The sequence below is a fragment of the Bacillus sp. JJ783 genome (assembly GCF_036963225.1).
GTDB classification, from domain to species: Bacteria; Bacillota; Bacilli; order Bacillales; family Bacillaceae_G; genus Bacillus_A; species Bacillus_A cereus_U.
In genome coordinates this window covers 1-16,682 of record NZ_JBALMG010000141.1, presented here as the reverse complement: position 1 = coordinate 16,682, position 16,682 = coordinate 1, and the positions used below count along the sequence as shown (strand labels likewise).

The window sequence follows — 16,682 nt, the reverse complement described above, 5'->3', positions numbered from 1 at the left end:
TATGTAATGTGTTACAGCGCACCTGGGGCAATCCACATATGTGATGTAAGGCCTTTATCAGCTAAAGAAAGTTGGCTAGCATACACTGTTTTCCATGTTTCATAGAATCCTTTATAAAGCTCATGATTTTCAGCGTTTGGCTTAAATGTGTTTTCCCACTGTACAAATTGTTCGGCAGTTTCTTCCATCGATTCAAAAATGCCTACGCCAACTCCAGCGGCAATTGCCGTACCTAAAGCAGCGGCTTCTTTTACAACGGGTACTTTAACAGGGATTCCGAGGACATCTGCTAGTATTTGTGGCCAAAGGTTACCTTTAGCAGCGCCGCCAGCAAAGGTTACTTCAGAAGGGAAATTACCTGTGAGAGCTTCTATTAATTTCAAGTTGCCGAGTGTAACGAAGGCGGCATTCTCTTCAATTGCGCGGAACATTTCTTTCTTACCGCATTTTTCAGCATCTAAACTTAAATTTAAAAAGGATGGTGCAGCATGTCGCCAAGAAATATAATTCATTACATTTGAAAAAGTGGGGATTATGCCATGTGAACCTACAGGTACTTCTTTTGCTTGTTCTTCTAGTAATTCATAAGCATCTACACCGAGTTTTTCAGCGAGCCTTTTTTCTTCTTGGCAAAAAGCATCTCGAAACCATCTCATAACAAGGCCAGGGAAGAAAGCGATTGTTTCGTATTGCCATAGGTTAGGGATGACGTGGCAATTTACACGAATCGCCGCATTTGGATCAGTTTCTGGTTTTGTAATATTTACTTCTTGTTGCCAAAAACTGCCCCCGCATATAAATGTTTGTTCAGGCTTTACAACTCCAGTTCCGAGCGATGCCATTTGTGCATCTCCGCCGCCAGCAACGACCGGTGTTCCTTCATGTAATCCTGTTAATTCAGCACTTCGTTTTGTGATATTCCCGATAACTGTACCAGCTTCATTTACTTTTGGAGAAAAGGCTAGAGTAAGACCGCATTGCTCAGCAACCCAGTTATCCCAAGCTCTATTTTGTAAATCAAATATACCGGACGTACATCCATTTGAAGAATCAATTTGCAGCGTGCCACACAACTTATATAAAATCCAATCGTTTAACATCGTGAAAGAATGTATGTTTCTGTACACGTCTGGTTCATGTTTTTTAATCCAAAGTAAGCGAGGCAAAGCACCTAACGAAAAAGTTTGACCTGATTTTCTATATAAACCTTCTTCAATTTCGGAACGAATTTGTTTTAGTTCACTAACTTCCGCTGACGCGCGGCCATCAACATTTGCACAAGCCCATATTTCTTGCCCGTTTTTATCGTATAAAACAAAGCCTTCACGCATACTCGTTGCACTAATACCTTTAATAGAAGAGGGGGGCGTATTACTTTTTTGAAAAACCTCTTTCGTACATTTTTGAACGAGCTGCCAGTTTTCCGTTACATCAAAATTCATAGAACCAGGGTAGCGACTATCTGATTTATGAACCCACTCTTTTTGACTAACGGCAAGTTGATTACCGTTTAAATCAAAAAGAACTGCTCGAATGCTCCCTGTACCAGCGTCGTAAGCTAATAGAGTAGACATTAAGAGTCACCTTCCTTTCTTAATAAGGAGAGGGCAGTTTCTTCATCCGTAATTAATGTATGAACGAACTTTCCTTTTAAGGCGCCGTAAATTGCATCTATCTTTTCCGTACCGCCAGCTACACCAACGACATGTTTCATATTTTGAAGAACAGAGAGTGGTGTGCCGATAAGACGATTATGATGAGGAAGTTCTAATTGTTTTCCGTTAGTATTATAAAATTGCCCTAAAATATCTCCGGCCCCGTTTTGACTACGTATATAAGTCATTTCACGTAGCGTTAGTTTTTCTTCTTTCACAATTGTGGCGTCTTGAGATAAGCTTCCAATGCCAACTACTGCTGTATGAGCGAGTGAAGCGACGTGAAGCATATCTTTCACGCTCGGTTCAGATAGAATAATTTGCGTCATTTCGTTTGTAGATGTAAGAAAAGGGGTAGGAATAATATGAAGATCGCCTTGCATGTAGTTTAAATAGCTTTGGTTTCTTGGAATATAGTGATTTACACCTCCTGTAAGAGTAACGATTGAAAGATTCATAGAGCTATCAAAATGAATGTTTTCTAGCATTTTACTTATCGTCTCTCCCCAGCCAATCCCAAGTAAATCCCCTTGTTGCAGATGAGTTTCTAAATATTGTGCGGCAGCTTTTCCGAGTGAAAATGCATAATCCTCAGTTGGCGTTGGAATAACGAAAGCATCTTTTAGATGGAATTTTTTCATAAGGTCACGTTCAATGCTTAAACAGTGCAATCCAGTACCTTTTACGTGAAATGTGACGACACCTTCCGTCCGTGCTTTATCTAACAACCGAACGACTTTATTTCTTGAAATGTGAAGAAGTGAAGCAATTTCTTGCTGGGTTAATTGATCTTTATAATAGTACCAAGCTACTTTTGTTAACAAATTGTCTTCAAAGTTCAGCTGTGACATACTCTTCATCCCTTTCAACAATTGACCACTGCTTAAACATATGTGTTCGTTATTTTGTTTATTCCAGTTGAAGCGATAAATAGTCCGGTGAAAAAAGTGTTCTAGATATGAAAAAAGAAATATACAATGCTACAAAACAAGTAGAACAAAAAATCATTTTCTCAAAAAATGTTCTGCATAAAGGCAGGTGACAACATGTGGAGAACGTGCCCTTATTAGAAGTTACAAAAATGAGTAAATCTTTTTCAGATCAACTCGTATTAAAAGAAGTCAATTTACAATTAGAGCGTGGAGATGTATACGCTTTAGTCGGAGGAAATGGTGCCGGGAAATCAACATTAATGAAAATATTAACGGGTTTGTATTCATACGATGCTGGCAATATGTTTGTGAAAGGAGAAATACAACAATTTTCAAACACAGCAGAAGCACATCAACATGGCATATATTTAATACCACAAGAGCCACTCATCTTTCCGCATATGACAATTGAAGAGAACATTTGTATCGGAATGAAAGCGAAAAAGAAAGAACTTCGAAATAAAATTAATAAGTTGCTAGAAGGCTTAGGTTGGAACATTCAACTTCATGAGCTAGGGTTATCGTTATCCATTGCCCAGCAACAATTAGTAGAAATATTGAGGGGATTAATAAGAGAAGCTGAGATTCTTATTTTAGATGAGCCAACATCGACATTAACAACTCACGAAATTAAGAGTCTTTTTGTGTTGATGAAAAGTTTAAAAGAAAAAGGAATTGGCATGATTTACATTACGCATCGTTTTCCAGAAATCTTTGAAATTGCGAATAAAGTAGCAATTTTGCGTGACGGAATGATTGTAAGTCAAGGGGATGTATCAAGCTATACATATGACATGCTAATGGAGGGGTTATTACCGAAAGGTTATAAACTTGAGGAGAAGAAAGAAATCACGCAAGAAGAAATAGAGCATTCGGAAAAAGTATTAGATGTCACGAATGCGTCTAGTTATGCGTTTCAAAATGTATCATTAACTGTACACGCTGGAGAAGTTGTCGGGATTGCAGGTATCGTCGGATCAGGTAGGACTGAATTAGCTGAATCAATATTTGGATTAATGCCTTTGAAATCAGGTTCTGTTTTATTAGAGGGAAAATCCATTACGAAGTATTCGGTACATAAGCGAATAAAGGAAGGTATGGTGTATGTACCGGAGGACCGGGCAGGGAATGGCATTTTTTCAATTGCGTCTGTGAAAGAAAATATAACAGCTGCATCCTTAAACAGTATGAGTAGCTTCTTTTTAAATAACAAAAAAGAAAGCGCTTTATCAGAGTTGTATATAAAACAGTTTAGAATTGTTGTCCCTCATATGAATGAGAAAATGACGTCTTTATCAGGTGGGAACCAACAGAAGGTCGTGTTAGCGAAATATCTTGCATGTAATCCGAAAGTGATTATTCTTGATGAACCGACCCGTGGTATTGATGCGAAAGCAAGATTAGAAGTATACGAAACGATACAAAGTTTGAAGAGAAAGGGACTTGCGATCATATTAATTTCTTCAGATATGGAAGAAATCGTTCAATTAGCGAATCGTGTTTATGTGATGAGAAACGGAGAATTCGTCTCTCATTTGGAGAAGAAGGAAATTTGTATTGATGAAGTTACACGCCTTGCGTACGGAGGAAAGGGAGGTGTAACGGAGTGAACCGTTTATTTAAAATGCATGAGACGTCTATTATTATTTTATTACTTCTTTACATAGCCTTCGTTGGAGTAATGAACCCTAGTTTTGTTCAGTTTAGCTCTTTATCTTTAATTATGAAATCAAGCGTTATTTTAGTTGTTTTGGCAATTGGTCAATCTTTCGTATTGTTTACGAAAAATATAGATGTATCAGTAGGATCTATTATGGGATTAAGCGCTGCGGTTTGCGGGATGTTGTTAACAGATGGATACAGTGCCTTTATTTCAATATTTGCGGCAATTATACTTAGTGCCCTTATTGGTATGGTAAACGGAATTGGCGTTACGAAATTTAGGGTGCCAGCTATCATTATGACATTAGGAATGCTCGGGATTATTAGAGGCGTAATGTTAATATTTACGGGCGGAAAGTGGATTGAAGATATTCCGAATGAGTATAAACAAATTTCTTCTATTATGATGTTAGGGATTCCGATAACGGTATGGACCGTTCTTATCATATTACTGCTGCTATATTTCTTTTTAATGAAAGTTCAAATTGGAAGATATTTTTATGCGGTCGGTGATAATGAAGATGGTGCAAGGCTTATTGGAATACATGTAGATAAAGTGAAAATATACGCGTTTATCATATCAGGCATAAGCGCTGGGTTCGCTGGATGTATATTCGTAATGAATATTGGATTCGTTCCAAATCAAACAGGTACAGGGATAGAATTGCAAGTTATCGCTGCTGCTGTTTTAGGTGGTATTCATTTAAAAGGAGGAACAGGTTCTATATTTGGAGCGGCATTAGGTGCATTCTTCTTAGAAGTGATAAGCAGTTCACTCGTCTTTTTAAAAATACCTGCATTTTGGAATAGTGCTATTTCAGGATTTTTACTTTTACTCATCATTATATTAGATAGTGTCTTAAAAAAATGGAAGAAACTCCGGCAATTAGAAGAAAGGAGGGTGAATCTATGAGGGGAATACGTAGCTTGTATAGATGGGAAGGGGTTCTTCTCATATTGCTTCTCGTAGAATTCATTCTCTTTAGTTTCATAAATAGTGATTTCTTAAACATTAGTAACCTCCTTTTTAGTATGAACGATTTCCTCATTATTTCAATCGCGGCTATTCCGATGACATTTGTCATTGTAACTGGCGGAATTGATGTTTCAGTAGGATCTATTATGGGGCTTACTTCGATTCTTATCGGAGTACTTTGGATGAATGGCATGCCTATACTGTTAGCTGTTATCATTGCGCTCGTAATAAGTTGCATAGCGGGCGGATTAAATGGACTTATTATAAAAATGACAGATGTAGAACCTCTTGTCGTTACACTTGGAACGATGTTTTTATATGCAGGAATCGCCCTTGTTATTTCAGGTGGTTCGGGTGCAGCGGGCTATGAAGGAATAAGTGGTTTACCAGATTCGTATGTGCAACTGGCAAATGGTAGTTTTATCGGTATACCTAATTTATTATGGCTCCTTGTCATTTTAACGATAGTATTTACGATATTGTTTCACCGTACAACATACGGTCGCCACGCAAAATTAACTGGCGCAAATGAAAGTACGGCGAAATATTCCGGAATTCGAACGAAGAAAGTAGTGATTACTGCTTACGTACTTTCTGGGTTAGGAGGTGGATTAGGAGGAGCTTTCTTAACAGCGTATTTCGGTTCTGCTCGTGCTGATATTGGAAGTGAAACCATTTTGCCAGTTATTACGGCAGTTGTATTAGGCGGCACACTAATTACAGGCGGAAAAGGGAGTATTATTGGGACAGTACTAGCGAGTGTTTTTATAGGACTCATGCAGTACGGTTTGCAAATGACGGGCTTAACGAATGAACAATCTAATGTAGTAATAGGTATTATCCTTATTGTTTCTGTTATTATGAGACATTTCAAATTACAACGATTCACTACGGGGAAAAGAAGGAATTTGCATAAGGGGGAAATGTCATGAAGAGAAAACTGGGGATTGTTATTATTATGTGTATTTGTTTAATCGGTTTAATTGCTTGTTCTAGCCAAACTGCGGATAAGAAAAAAGCAGATGATGTAAAATTTGCGTTCATTCCGAAATTAACGGGAGTTGGCTTCTTCACATCAGGTGGTGAAGGTGCAAAAGAGATGGGAGATAAGTTAGGTGTACAAGTGAAGTACGATGGACCGTCTGAGGCAAGTGTATCAGGGCAAGTAAAATATATAAACAATTTTATTAACCAAAACTATGATGCAATTATGGTTTCATCTACGTCAGTTGATGGTCTCTCGCAATCATTACAACGTGCAAAGAAAAAAGGGATGACAGTATTAACGTGGGATTCTGATGTGAATCCGAAAGACCGTTCGTTTTATATTAGCCAAGGTACACCAGACCAACTTGCAAACTTATTAATTGAAATGACTTCTAAGCAAATTGGAGATAAAGGAAAAGTAGCATTCTTTTATTCAAGCCCGACTGTAACAGATCAAAATCAGTGGGTAACGAAGGCGAAAGAGATTATTAAAGAGAAATATCCGAATTGGGAAATTGTAACGACGCAATACGGTGAAAATAATGCGCAAAAATCTTTATCAGTTGGAGAGAGTATTTTAAAAACTTATCCAGATATTAACGCAGTAATATGTCCAGATGCAACAGCACTACCAGCAATGGCACAAGCAGCTGAGAATTTGAAAATGGATAAGAAAGTAGTCGTAACGGGGTTTTCGACACCGAACGTTATGCGTGATTATGTGAAACGAGGAACAGTACAACAATTTGGATTATGGGATGTAAAACAACAAGGTGCACTAGCAACTTATGTTGCAAATGAAATTGTTGTAAAAGGGAAGAAGTTAAAAGTCGGGGATAGCTTTGAAGTAAAAGGAATCGGAAAAGTGAAAGTAGAGCCGAACTCTATTCAAGGGTATGACTATGAGGCAGAAGGAAATGGTATTATCGTATTACCTGAACGAGTTGTATTTACGAAAGATAATATCGATAAGTATAATTTCTAGTAGAAAATAAAAACGTCCGAATATATCGGACGTTTTTATTATGTCGTTTTTTTAATCTATTCATTAATTGTGAACAGCTTCTTTTTCATTTAACCCAAGTGTGCGTCCTGTTGAAGCGTGAAGCTCTTGGAACAGTCTTGGATTTTCCGTTAGTGATACGCCATAAGAAGGGATCATTTCTTTTATTTTTGGCTCCCATGCTAGTATACGTTCTGGGAAGCATTTTTCTAATACTTCAAGCATAACGTGAACCGCAGTAGAAGCACCTGGAGAAGCGCCAAGTAACGCAGCGATTGATCCGTCATTTGCACTAACAACTTCTGTACCAAATTGAAGTGTTCCTTTACCACCTGCATCAGTATCTTTAATTACTTGCACACGTTGTCCAGCAACGACAGTATCCCAATCTTCACTTTTAGCGTTCGGAATAAACTCACGTAATTCTTCCATACGCTTTTCGTGTGATAACATAACTTGTTGGATTAAGTATTTTGTTAATCCCATTTCTTTTACACCGGCTGCTAACATCGTTAAGACGTTATTCGGTTTTACAGAACCAATTAAATCAAGGTTTGAGCCAGTTTTTAAGAACTTAGGCGAGAAACCTGCAAACGGTCCAAACAGTAAAGCTTTTTTGTTGTCTATATATCTTGTATCAAGGTGAGGTACAGACATTGGCGGAGCACCCACTTTAGCTTTTCCGTATACTTTTGCATGATGCTGCTCTACAACTTTTTGGTTTTTACATACCATAAATAGTCCACTTACTGGGAATCCGCCGATATGTTTTGATTCAGGAATACCAGTCTTTTGTAGTAGAGGTAGACTACCGCCACCGCCGCCGATAAAGACGAATTTTGCAGTATGGTGTTCGATTTTACCACTATTCATATCGTGTACTTTTACTTCCCACAAACCGTTCTTCGTACGTTTAATATTTTCAACACTATGTTTGTAGTTTAGCTCGACATTTTTAGTTTTTAAGTAATCAAACAACATGCGCGTTAACGCACCAAAGTTAACATCTGTTCCAGAGTCAATTTTCGTTGCAGCCACCGGTTCATTAGAAGTACGGCCTTCCATAATGAGTGGAAGCCATTTTTTTAATGTGTCAGGTGCATCAGAAAATTCCATCCCTTGGAATAGAGGATTTTTTGAAAGCGCTTCAAAACGATTTTTTAGAAACTCTACATTTTTTTCTCCTTGCACCAAACTCATATGAGGTAGTGGCATAATAAAATCTTGTGGATTACGAATTAAGTTTCTCTTAACAAGATACGCCCAAAATTGTCTTGAAAGTTGAAATTGCTCATTTACTTTTACAGCTTTACCAATATCTATAGACCCGTCAGATTTTTCGGATGTATAGTTAAGCTCACATAGCGCAGAATGTCCTGTACCAGCATTATTCCATTCGTTAGAACTTTCTTCTCCGGCATTAGCGAGTTTTTCAAATACTTTAATTTCCCATTCAGGTGCCAATTCTTTAAGTAATGATCCTAACGTTGCGCTCATAATTCCTGCGCCAATTAAGATAACGTCTGTTTTTTGCTGCATGTTGCTCATGATAATCTCTCCATCCCCTATATTGGCAAAAAAGAGTAGGTGTTTTTATATCTAAGCCGTAAAAAGAAAACACCGCCTAGGCCCCACCTAGGTATTTACCTTTTTTGTCTCAATTATATAACCATCTCATAGTCTATTATAATAATTAATAGACTAAAATATCTAGTGTTATCTGATAATTTTAAACTATTTAACGTTTTATTTCATAGAATTCTTCTGTCATAAGGGTAAAAAGCATAGTAGTAAAGCGGAATTTGGAGAAGAATTCCAGTTTGATGTTATCTCAAAAAAACTTACTAATACTTTTATTTTTAAGTTTTAATCTTTGGGAATTTGTAAGAATCTGTTTTTATTACATCTAATTTGAAAAAAATAGAGTAAATAACAAAATAATGGTAAGGTTATTCTGAAAATAAAACAGGAGGGATACCAATGCTTAAAAAAGAACAAATAGCAAATTTATTTCGGGATTTTTCTGAGAATGAATGTAAAGGATCGAGTCCTTTATACGAATACTTATCAATAAAAATTTTTGAAGATGAGGAAGTTCTTACGTTAGCTGCCTACGCACAACCTGGTCAACCGGTTCCGAACTTATTATTAGGTGCGGTCCATTATTTATTATTAAAAGGAAAAGAACACAGTTTAAAAAGGTATTATTATAGTTTAGTTGAAGATGCTGGTACTGATACAAACTTTGAAAATGCCTTTCATCAATTTAAAGATTTTTGCCATGTATATCGTGAAGAAATAATTACTTTATTACAAACGAAACTTGTTCAAACGAATGAAGTAAGACGATGTGCCTATTTGTATCCAAGTTTCTGTTACATATTTAATAAAGTGAACAAACCGTTAGCGTTAATAGAAATTGGTACAAGTTCTGGATTACAACTATTTTGGGATCAATATCGTTATTCATATGGAATGGAAGAAGTGTATGGAAATACACAATCGAATGTTCATTTAACCTCTGAAATAAGAGGGGATAATATGCCGTATTTGCTAAAACAAAGTCCACCTGTCGTAGAAAGAATCGGACTAGATTTACACGTGAACGATTTAAATGATGACGAAGACTATTTATGGTTACGAGCGCTTATTTGGCCAGAACATAAAGAAAGACTGGTACTATTCGATCAAGCAGCAGAACTTGTAAAAGAACAATCAGTGCAATTAATTGAAGGAGATGGTGTAGTGCTTTTACCATCCATTGTAGATCAAATAAGGGAAGATGCTGTTATTTGTATTTTCCATACACATGTAGCAAACCAAATACCTGAAAATGTAAAACATACGCTAGAAAAACAAATTAAAGAAATTGGTGCAAAACGTGATGTATTCCACCTATATAACAACATGTGGGACCGGGACCTTCATATTGATTATTATATTAACGGAAACGAATATTGTGAAACTGTTGGTGAAACGGAAGGACATGGGAAATGGTTTAGTTGGAAGCTGGGGGATAAGCCGCTTTGTTAATGTAATCCTATAGGATGGGGACTTTTTGTTTTGAAATTTAAATTTTTTGATTAATATGATAATAATTTATGGTAAGTTGTATATAAGGATAAAATAAAAAGGATGATAAGCATGCAAAAGAGACCAGAAGCAAATGAATATAACCCGTATTATTCAACGTACATAAACTTAATACCAGATGGAGATATCATACATATTCTAGAGCAACAAATGAAGGAAACGAATCTTTTATTGAAGGATATTTCTGATAGTGAGGGACATTTTAGATATGCTCCTAATAAATGGAGTATCAAAGAAGTAATCGGTCATATTGCGGATACTGAGCGTATTATGGCGTATCGATTGCTTTCCATAGCAAGAGGCGAGACAGCAGAACTTCCTGGATATAACGATGATATGTATGTTCTTAGAGCAGCTTTTGATAAGCAATCTATGCAAGATCTTCTTGAGAATTTAACAGTTGTTCGCCAATCTACTATGTATTTGCTTAAAAGTTTAGATAAAGAAGCTTGGTTACAAAGGGGAATTGCGAACAATTCTGAAGTCACGGTTCTTGCATTAGCAAACATAATTGCTGGTCATGAGCTTCATCATCGTCAACTTATAAAAGAACGTTATTTGGGTTCTAAGACATATCCAACATGTTAAAATATGGAAATAAAAAGAGAATGATTCATAGGGAATTTCTGAATTATTCTCTTTTTATTTTTCTGCGTATCAGTGGAATTATAAATGTTTTTTTACAAGGTCTATTCCTTCTCGTTGATGCTAATAGGGGGCACTATACATGCCCATCAAGCTAAGGGTGGGTATTGGGGTTTGTGTAGCAATGGAACCAAATCACGCAATAAGCATTAGCGAACATTAGAAATAGTAAAAATGCCACTTTTTCCTATTAAAACGAGGTGATTTTAAATTTCAAATTCTTCTTTTACAACAGTCGCTAGTCCATCAATTGATTTACGTAAATCTGTTGTCCCTTGTGCAAGATATACTTTTTATATTGTGATTTCTGACAGCTTATTTATTAGTAAATTCATCGGGAGTCCAGGTAGCGATTTCATTACCTGGTGCAGCAACTACAAGCCAATCCTCACATTGGACCCCAGCTTGCCAACATTCATAATAGTCGTGAAAACCATTTACAAACAAGATTTGTCCGCTCTCAAGTAGGATAAACAAATGTGGAGTTTCCTTACCTAATTGCACGTCTATAACTTTTTGCCTTCTCATTTTAAAAATTCTATTATATTCTTCTTCCTCGGAATAATCGTCAAATTCATCCTCATTAGAAGGGTACTTTTCTGGTGGAGTATTAAATAAACACCATTTCGATTCGATGTTGACATATAATTGCCCATCATAATCAACTGCAGCTTCAAAATTTGTGAAATGAATCTTTATAGTTGCTGGAGAAATACCAAATTGCAATCCATCAACTTGTGCTCCTATGAAGAGATGTTTTAATACCTTTTCTGCATAAATTTTGTCTTCTTTGTTCATTATACGAATCCTCCTTTCTGTAAAATATATATTATATTTTTATTGTAATAAATAAATTTTTATGTAAAATGAACTTTTTGTGAGAAACGGACGAATATTGTGTGAAGGATCATGAGAGGGGAACGTAATTTTGGATGAAGTAGAATTAAAAGAATGGCTGTATAAAATGGAGTCTGGAGACCAAGAAGCCTTTCAAGTTATTTATAAATTAACAAGTAAAGATATTTATAGAACAGTAGTATTTTTATTAGGGAATCAACACCAAGATGTAGACGATATAGTTAATGAGGTGTACATCAAAATGTGGAAGTCTGTAACGAATTATGATATGAACCGTTCATTTCGTTTTTGGTTACATGGACTAGTTGTCAAGCAAGTACAAGATTGGCGCCGTAAATCGTGGCGACGATTTCGAATCTTTGAAAAGAAGAAAATGTATGAACAAGATCGGTCTTACATAATGGATGAAGGTATTTTACATAAAGAAACACGTAGTGAATTAGTGGAAGTTGTACAAAAATTATCTTATAAGCATCGTGAAGTTGTTATTATGCGTTACTTCCATGAATATAGCTTGGATGAAATTGCCGCACTTCTTCAAATCCCTGTTGGTACAGTGAAATCTCGATTACATATAGCACTAAAACGATTAAGAACAGAAATGGAGCATATGCCAGCCATAAGGGAGGGAGAAGTAAATGGATTTTGAAAAATATATAACGAATGAATTGAAAAGAAATGCAGAGACACTCGAACCCTCTCCTAATCTAGAAGATAAAGTACAAACCTCTTTTCATAAATACCAACAAATGAAAAAGAAAGGGAAAGCTTCTATGAAGAAAAAGTTATTACTTGGCTTTGTAGCTGCGGCTGTTCTTATACCAACCGGTACTTTTGCGGGTACAACAATAATTGATAAAATTATAGGTACACCAGAAGAAGCGAGAAAAGATATGGGAATGTCAGAGGACGGTTATAAAGGATTGATGGAGAGGATAGAAGTTGCTAAAAACTTATTTGCAAAAGAGGACTTTGAAAAATATGTAGAGTTATTACAAGAAACATATCATTTTTATAAAAAAGTTAGTGTCGTAGAGAACGGAGAAAGACAACATACAGCTATAGGTCGTTTAAATGTTGATGAAGAAAAAAGAGATAGTGAGGTAATGGAAGAGCTAAACAAATATGAGGAAAAAATAGATCAACATTTTACATATACATTTGAACAAGCTGGAGAAATCACTGGTTTTCTAATAAAGCGTCCCAGCTATATTCCAAAAGACCATGTTCTTATTTCAGAAGAGGCAAAGGCAGATGCCACAGTAGGAAAACCAAGACCTCTTATTACAATGAGGTATGAAGATAGTAATGTGAAAAAGGGACAAACTACATCAGATGTGGATTTAGGGTTTAGACTACACCAATCTGGAATATTTGATGATATTAAAGATTATATGGATAAACCATTTGATCAGGCAACTGAAAAAGGCCCACATTATTTTAGAGATATAAAGACTTATAAATTAAAAGGATACGATATTACATATGGGGAATATAAAGAATCCAATGTACGAGCTATGAAAATAGTGGTTCCTGCAAAAGAAGGGAAAAATGCATACCAAGTATATATAAATGGTAGTACATTATCAAAAAAAGAACTTGAGAAGGTGCTATTTTCGGTAGTTGAATAGTGTGCTAAATTTAAAGGATAAATGTGAAGTAATGAAAAAAGGTAATCGGATTTTATTGAAAGATAAAAACCTATCTCATAATATTATTATGTAAATAAAATTGATGAATGTACAGCTTGTTAAATAGTTCAATATTTTTGATTTTTTTATGGCTACATAAGTATGATGTTCGTAGGGGGGATCATATGAGTATACACAAAAAAATCATAGCGATTTCAGGAAGTATTAGGGAAGGAGCATCCAACACAAACGTATTAAAAACTTTAGCAGCATTTATTCCAGAAGGTATAGATTACACTATTTATAATGGGATAGGGGAACTACCTCATTTTAATCCGGATGTAGATCGAGTTGGAGCACCGATTGTTGTTGAAGAATTTCGAAAGACATTAAGTGAAGCACATGCACTTATTATTTGTACACCAGAGTACGCAAAAAGTATTCCAGGAGTTTTGAAGAATGCATTAGAATGGCTTGTTTCATCAGCGGAACTTTATAAAAAGCCAGTTGCTATTATAACAGCTTCACCGTCGATTGCTGGAGGGGATAAAGCTCATGAATCATTATTACTTACGCTAGGTATGCTAGATACAATTGTCGTTCAAAATGGTTCGTTATTAATCCCATCTGTGCGCACTAAATTTAGTGATGATGCAAAAATAACAGATGAGGATACAAAGAAAGCTCTTATCTCTTTAGTTCAAAGTGTAGTAGACGAGATAAAGAAATAATGATTTAGTTCGTATTAAAGTGAAAATGGGCTTTTATAATAATAAAAGATAAAAGCAATGCTACGGTTAGTTCAAATGTAGCATTGCTTTTTTATATAGTTAAATATATGTACTCAAAATCTCCCCAGGCAATCCATCAATCTCGCAAACTTTTTCAGATGTAAAACCAACGTTTAGTAAAATCTTCCGAGAGGGGATATTGCTCGGATCGATAATTGCTTTTAGTACGCTTACATCTGTCTGCTTCGCTATATTTATTAATTCCTTTGCAATACAACTACCATATCTCTTTCCCCAGTGCTCTGGCAAAATCATATAGCCAAGTTCTGCTTCTTTAAAATCAGCCTCATTTACTGTTATATGTCCAAGTCCGATAAATTTATTTGTAATAGAGTCATACACTTTGTAGGAGCCGAATAATCTATGTTTTTTATTACGCTTTAACAATTTTTTATAGTCGTTTTGCGCCTCGCCTAACGGAATGGTACGTTCCGTAATTTGTGCCATCACTTTTTCATTTGATACGAGCTGGAAATATAAATTGAAGTCTGTCGCTTCAAATTTATTAAAATATAGCTTATGCATAGTATTCCTCCAAACTAATTTTCATTTGTTCTTCAGAAAAGATAAACGATAGTTAAATCGTGATTTCTATTTGATTGCCTTCTGGATCGCTTATTACACTTTCATAATAGCCATCTCCAGTGAAACGTGGTCCATTTAATAAAGAATAGCCTGCTTCTTTTAACGTTTTTGTCAGTTCATTCACACGTTCCTTACTGCCAACAGAGAAAGCCATATGTGCATAGCCAGTTATATTAAGATTAGGCTCGTTTTCTATACCTTTCTTACGCATAAGTTCAAGCCTTGCTCCAGATTCGAACGTAATAAAATAAGATTCAAATTGTTTTGCTTCGTTATGATATAAAGAGTTTACTTTGCCATTAAAATACTTCGTATAAAAAGTACGCATTAATTCTAAGTCATTTACCCAAATTGCTATATGTTCAATTTTCATAGGTTTCACCAATCCTATCTGTACTAATTAGGCTTTCACTGTATAAAAATTGCATGTACATTGCAAGAAATGTGATTGGGTGTTAAAGATAATTGTTAATTTTGGGTTGTATACGTACATACAATATGTAATTAAGTGAATGACTTACATAGGAATTACAGAAAAGGGTGAATGAGACTTATGAGTCAATTAGAGCAAACAATGTACGTTGGTGTCATCATGTCTATTGTACTATCCGTAATGATTTTGGGGTCTTTATATTATAATCCTCGTCTTTGGTTAAATGATTATCCAAAAGATATTCAAAAGGTAGTTTTTCCGAAATCGATTAATGAAAAAAAGCAAACGATTTACTTTAGTATTGCATACAATGTGATTCTCTTCGGTACTCCTTTCGTTTCAACATATATATTACATCAACATGAAAAACTATTGTATATTGAGGCCTATTTACATAGTTTTAGCATTTTAATGATTTTCAATTTAGTAGATTTATTAATAATCGATTGGCTTATATTTTGCTGGATTACTCCGAGATTTGTTGTTATTCCTTGTACGGAAGGGATGAAGGGATATAAAGATTACAAGTTTCATTTAAGAGGGGCTATAGTCGGTACTCAATTTTTAGCAATCGTAAGTTTATTTCTGGCAGGAATTGCGACAACCATTTAGTAAAAAGAAGAAGGATAGGAAACGTTTATATAAGATAAGTAGATTTATAATGTATAGAATTAAAAAGGAGAATTTGATACTATTGGAGTAAAGGGTTTTAATAACGGTATATTAAGCGATATCAATGTATCTTTGCAAATGTTTTGATATTCCGTGAAATCACCTAATTTTATGGAAGCATTTGATAAAACCCCAAAAAACGCAATGGAGGCTATTATGAAAAAATTAATTGGCGCAGCAACAGCAACAGTTTTTGGATTGGGGGCTTTTACAACATCTGCTATCGCAGAAACTATCGTAACAGCAGATGTACTCAACGTACGTGAAAAGCCAACTACGGAATCAAAAGTTGTCGAAAAAGTAAAAGAAGGACAAAAGTTAAAAGTCATACATACTGAAGAAGGATGGTCAAAAATTGATTTAAATGGTAAAGAATTGTTTGTAAGTTCGGAGTATACAAAAGATATTTATCATGTAACAGCAAACCTATTAAATGTACGTTCTGAAGCAAACACAGAATCAGAAATTCTTGGTAGACTGAAAAAAGATGATGTAATTGAATCAACGCATCAAGTAAAAGATGGATGGCTACAATTTGAGTATAAAGGAAAAACAGCTTATGCAAACGTTTCTTTCCTATCAAGTACAGCACCAATTGAAAAGAAAGTTGAAGAGAAAACGAAGCAAGTAGCGAAAGTACAAAAAGCGGTAAATGCGAAGGAAGAAGCAAAAACGCAGAAAGTTGCAAAAGTAAAAGAAGAAGCAAAAGTGCAGGAAGTTGCAAAAGCTAAGGTAGCAACAAAAGCGAAAGAAGAAGTA

Annotated in this window: 17 protein-coding genes and 1 pseudogene; 11 read left to right on the top strand and 7 right to left on the bottom strand. The window is 35.5% G+C overall.

Features of this window, described 5'->3' with window-relative positions:
• Nucleotides 1-11 precede the first annotated feature (11 nt).
• Nucleotides 12-1,574: an autoinducer-2 kinase gene (gene lsrK / locus V7038_RS24760; RefSeq protein WP_335695787.1), complete on the bottom strand. Its 1,563-nt coding sequence runs from the start codon at nt 1,572-1,574 to the stop codon at nt 12-14.
• A complete protein-coding gene (locus V7038_RS24755) occupies nt 1,574-2,506 on the bottom strand; it encodes a sugar-binding transcriptional regulator (protein WP_335695786.1) in 933 nt (310 codons plus the stop codon). Before V7038_RS24755 ends, lsrK begins: the two co-directional genes overlap by 1 nt.
• A gap of 197 nt (nt 2,507-2,703) precedes the next feature.
• Between V7038_RS24755 and V7038_RS24750 the strand changes: the two genes are divergently transcribed.
• The 4 genes from V7038_RS24750 to lsrB are packed head-to-tail and all read left to right on the top strand — an operon-like array spanning nt 2,704 to nt 7,197.
• On the top strand, nt 2,704-4,197 hold the full coding sequence (locus V7038_RS24750; RefSeq protein ID WP_199692885.1) for a sugar ABC transporter ATP-binding protein: 1,494 nt from the start codon (nt 2,704-2,706) through the stop codon (nt 4,195-4,197).
• Entirely contained in the window at nt 4,194-5,162 is a 969-nt protein-coding gene (locus tag V7038_RS24745) for an ABC transporter permease subunit (protein ID WP_002110490.1), read from the top strand. Before V7038_RS24750 ends, V7038_RS24745 begins: the two co-directional genes overlap by 4 nt.
• On the top strand, nt 5,159-6,157 hold the full coding sequence (locus V7038_RS24740) for an ABC transporter permease (protein WP_002110489.1): 999 nt from the start codon (nt 5,159-5,161) through the stop codon (nt 6,155-6,157). Before V7038_RS24745 ends, V7038_RS24740 begins: the two co-directional genes overlap by 4 nt.
• Nucleotides 6,154-7,197: an autoinducer 2 ABC transporter substrate-binding protein LsrB gene (gene lsrB / locus V7038_RS24735; protein ID WP_002110487.1), complete on the top strand. Its 1,044-nt coding sequence runs from the start codon at nt 6,154-6,156 to the stop codon at nt 7,195-7,197. The genes V7038_RS24740 and lsrB overlap by 4 nt, the downstream gene beginning before the upstream one ends.
• A gap of 63 nt (nt 7,198-7,260) precedes the next feature.
• On the opposite strand, the gene V7038_RS24730 is transcribed toward lsrB, so the two are convergent.
• The gene (locus V7038_RS24730) at nt 7,261-8,763 is read right to left on the bottom strand and encodes a malate:quinone oxidoreductase (protein ID WP_002110486.1); all 1,503 of its coding nucleotides are present in this window, start codon (nt 8,761-8,763) and stop codon (nt 7,261-7,263) included.
• A 432-nt stretch (nt 8,764-9,195) separates the two neighbouring features.
• On the opposite strand from V7038_RS24730, the gene V7038_RS24725 reads away from it, so the two are divergent.
• Nucleotides 9,196-10,248, top strand: a complete 1,053-nt coding sequence (locus V7038_RS24725; RefSeq protein WP_002110485.1) for a DUF2332 domain-containing protein — start codon at nt 9,196-9,198, stop codon at nt 10,246-10,248.
• Nucleotides 10,249-10,359: 111 nt separating this feature from the next.
• Nucleotides 10,360-10,896: a DinB family protein gene (locus V7038_RS24720; protein ID WP_335695785.1), complete on the top strand. Its 537-nt coding sequence runs from the start codon at nt 10,360-10,362 to the stop codon at nt 10,894-10,896.
• A gap of 263 nt (nt 10,897-11,159) precedes the next feature.
• Here V7038_RS24720 and V7038_RS29620 read toward each other — a convergent pair.
• Both V7038_RS29620 and V7038_RS24715 read right to left on the bottom strand, forming a co-directional pair.
• Nucleotides 11,160-11,234 (bottom strand): annotated as a pseudogene (locus tag V7038_RS29620) (hypothetical protein); the annotation flags it as partial.
• A gap of 34 nt (nt 11,235-11,268) precedes the next feature.
• Nucleotides 11,269-11,751 (bottom strand): hypothetical protein, encoded by a 483-nt coding sequence (locus V7038_RS24715; protein WP_335695784.1) that lies wholly within the window; start codon nt 11,749-11,751, stop codon nt 11,269-11,271.
• Nucleotides 11,752-11,881: 130 nt separating this feature from the next.
• On the opposite strand from V7038_RS24715, the gene V7038_RS24710 reads away from it, so the two are divergent.
• From V7038_RS24710 to V7038_RS24700, 3 genes are all read left to right on the top strand, one after another.
• Nucleotides 11,882-12,460, top strand: a complete 579-nt coding sequence (locus tag V7038_RS24710) for a sigma-70 family RNA polymerase sigma factor (RefSeq protein ID WP_002110482.1) — start codon at nt 11,882-11,884, stop codon at nt 12,458-12,460.
• Nucleotides 12,450-13,442, top strand: coding sequence for a hypothetical protein (locus V7038_RS24705; protein WP_335695783.1), 993 nt, complete (start codon nt 12,450-12,452; stop codon nt 13,440-13,442). Before V7038_RS24710 ends, V7038_RS24705 begins: the two co-directional genes overlap by 11 nt.
• A gap of 185 nt (nt 13,443-13,627) precedes the next feature.
• Nucleotides 13,628-14,173, top strand: a complete 546-nt coding sequence (locus tag V7038_RS24700; RefSeq protein WP_070170281.1) for an NADPH-dependent FMN reductase — start codon at nt 13,628-13,630, stop codon at nt 14,171-14,173.
• A 99-nt stretch (nt 14,174-14,272) separates the two neighbouring features.
• Here the strand turns inward: V7038_RS24700 and V7038_RS24695 are convergent, their stop codons facing one another.
• Nucleotides 14,273-14,758: a GNAT family N-acetyltransferase gene (locus V7038_RS24695; protein WP_002110476.1), complete on the bottom strand. Its 486-nt coding sequence runs from the start codon at nt 14,756-14,758 to the stop codon at nt 14,273-14,275.
• 52 nt (nt 14,759-14,810) lie between these two features.
• Complete coding sequence (locus tag V7038_RS24690) at nt 14,811-15,191, bottom strand: VOC family protein (RefSeq protein WP_002110475.1); 381 nt, start codon at nt 15,189-15,191, stop codon at nt 14,811-14,813.
• A 180-nt stretch (nt 15,192-15,371) separates the two neighbouring features.
• Here V7038_RS24690 and V7038_RS24685 point away from each other — a divergent pair, with 180 nt between their 5' ends.
• Together V7038_RS24685 and V7038_RS24680 are read left to right on the top strand one after the other, a co-directional pair.
• Nucleotides 15,372-15,863, top strand: a complete 492-nt coding sequence (locus tag V7038_RS24685) for a hypothetical protein (RefSeq protein ID WP_002110474.1) — start codon at nt 15,372-15,374, stop codon at nt 15,861-15,863.
• A 216-nt stretch (nt 15,864-16,079) separates the two neighbouring features.
• Nucleotides 16,080-16,682 (top strand): SH3 domain-containing protein (locus V7038_RS24680; protein WP_335695782.1); only part of this gene is annotated, 603 nt, incomplete at its 3' end.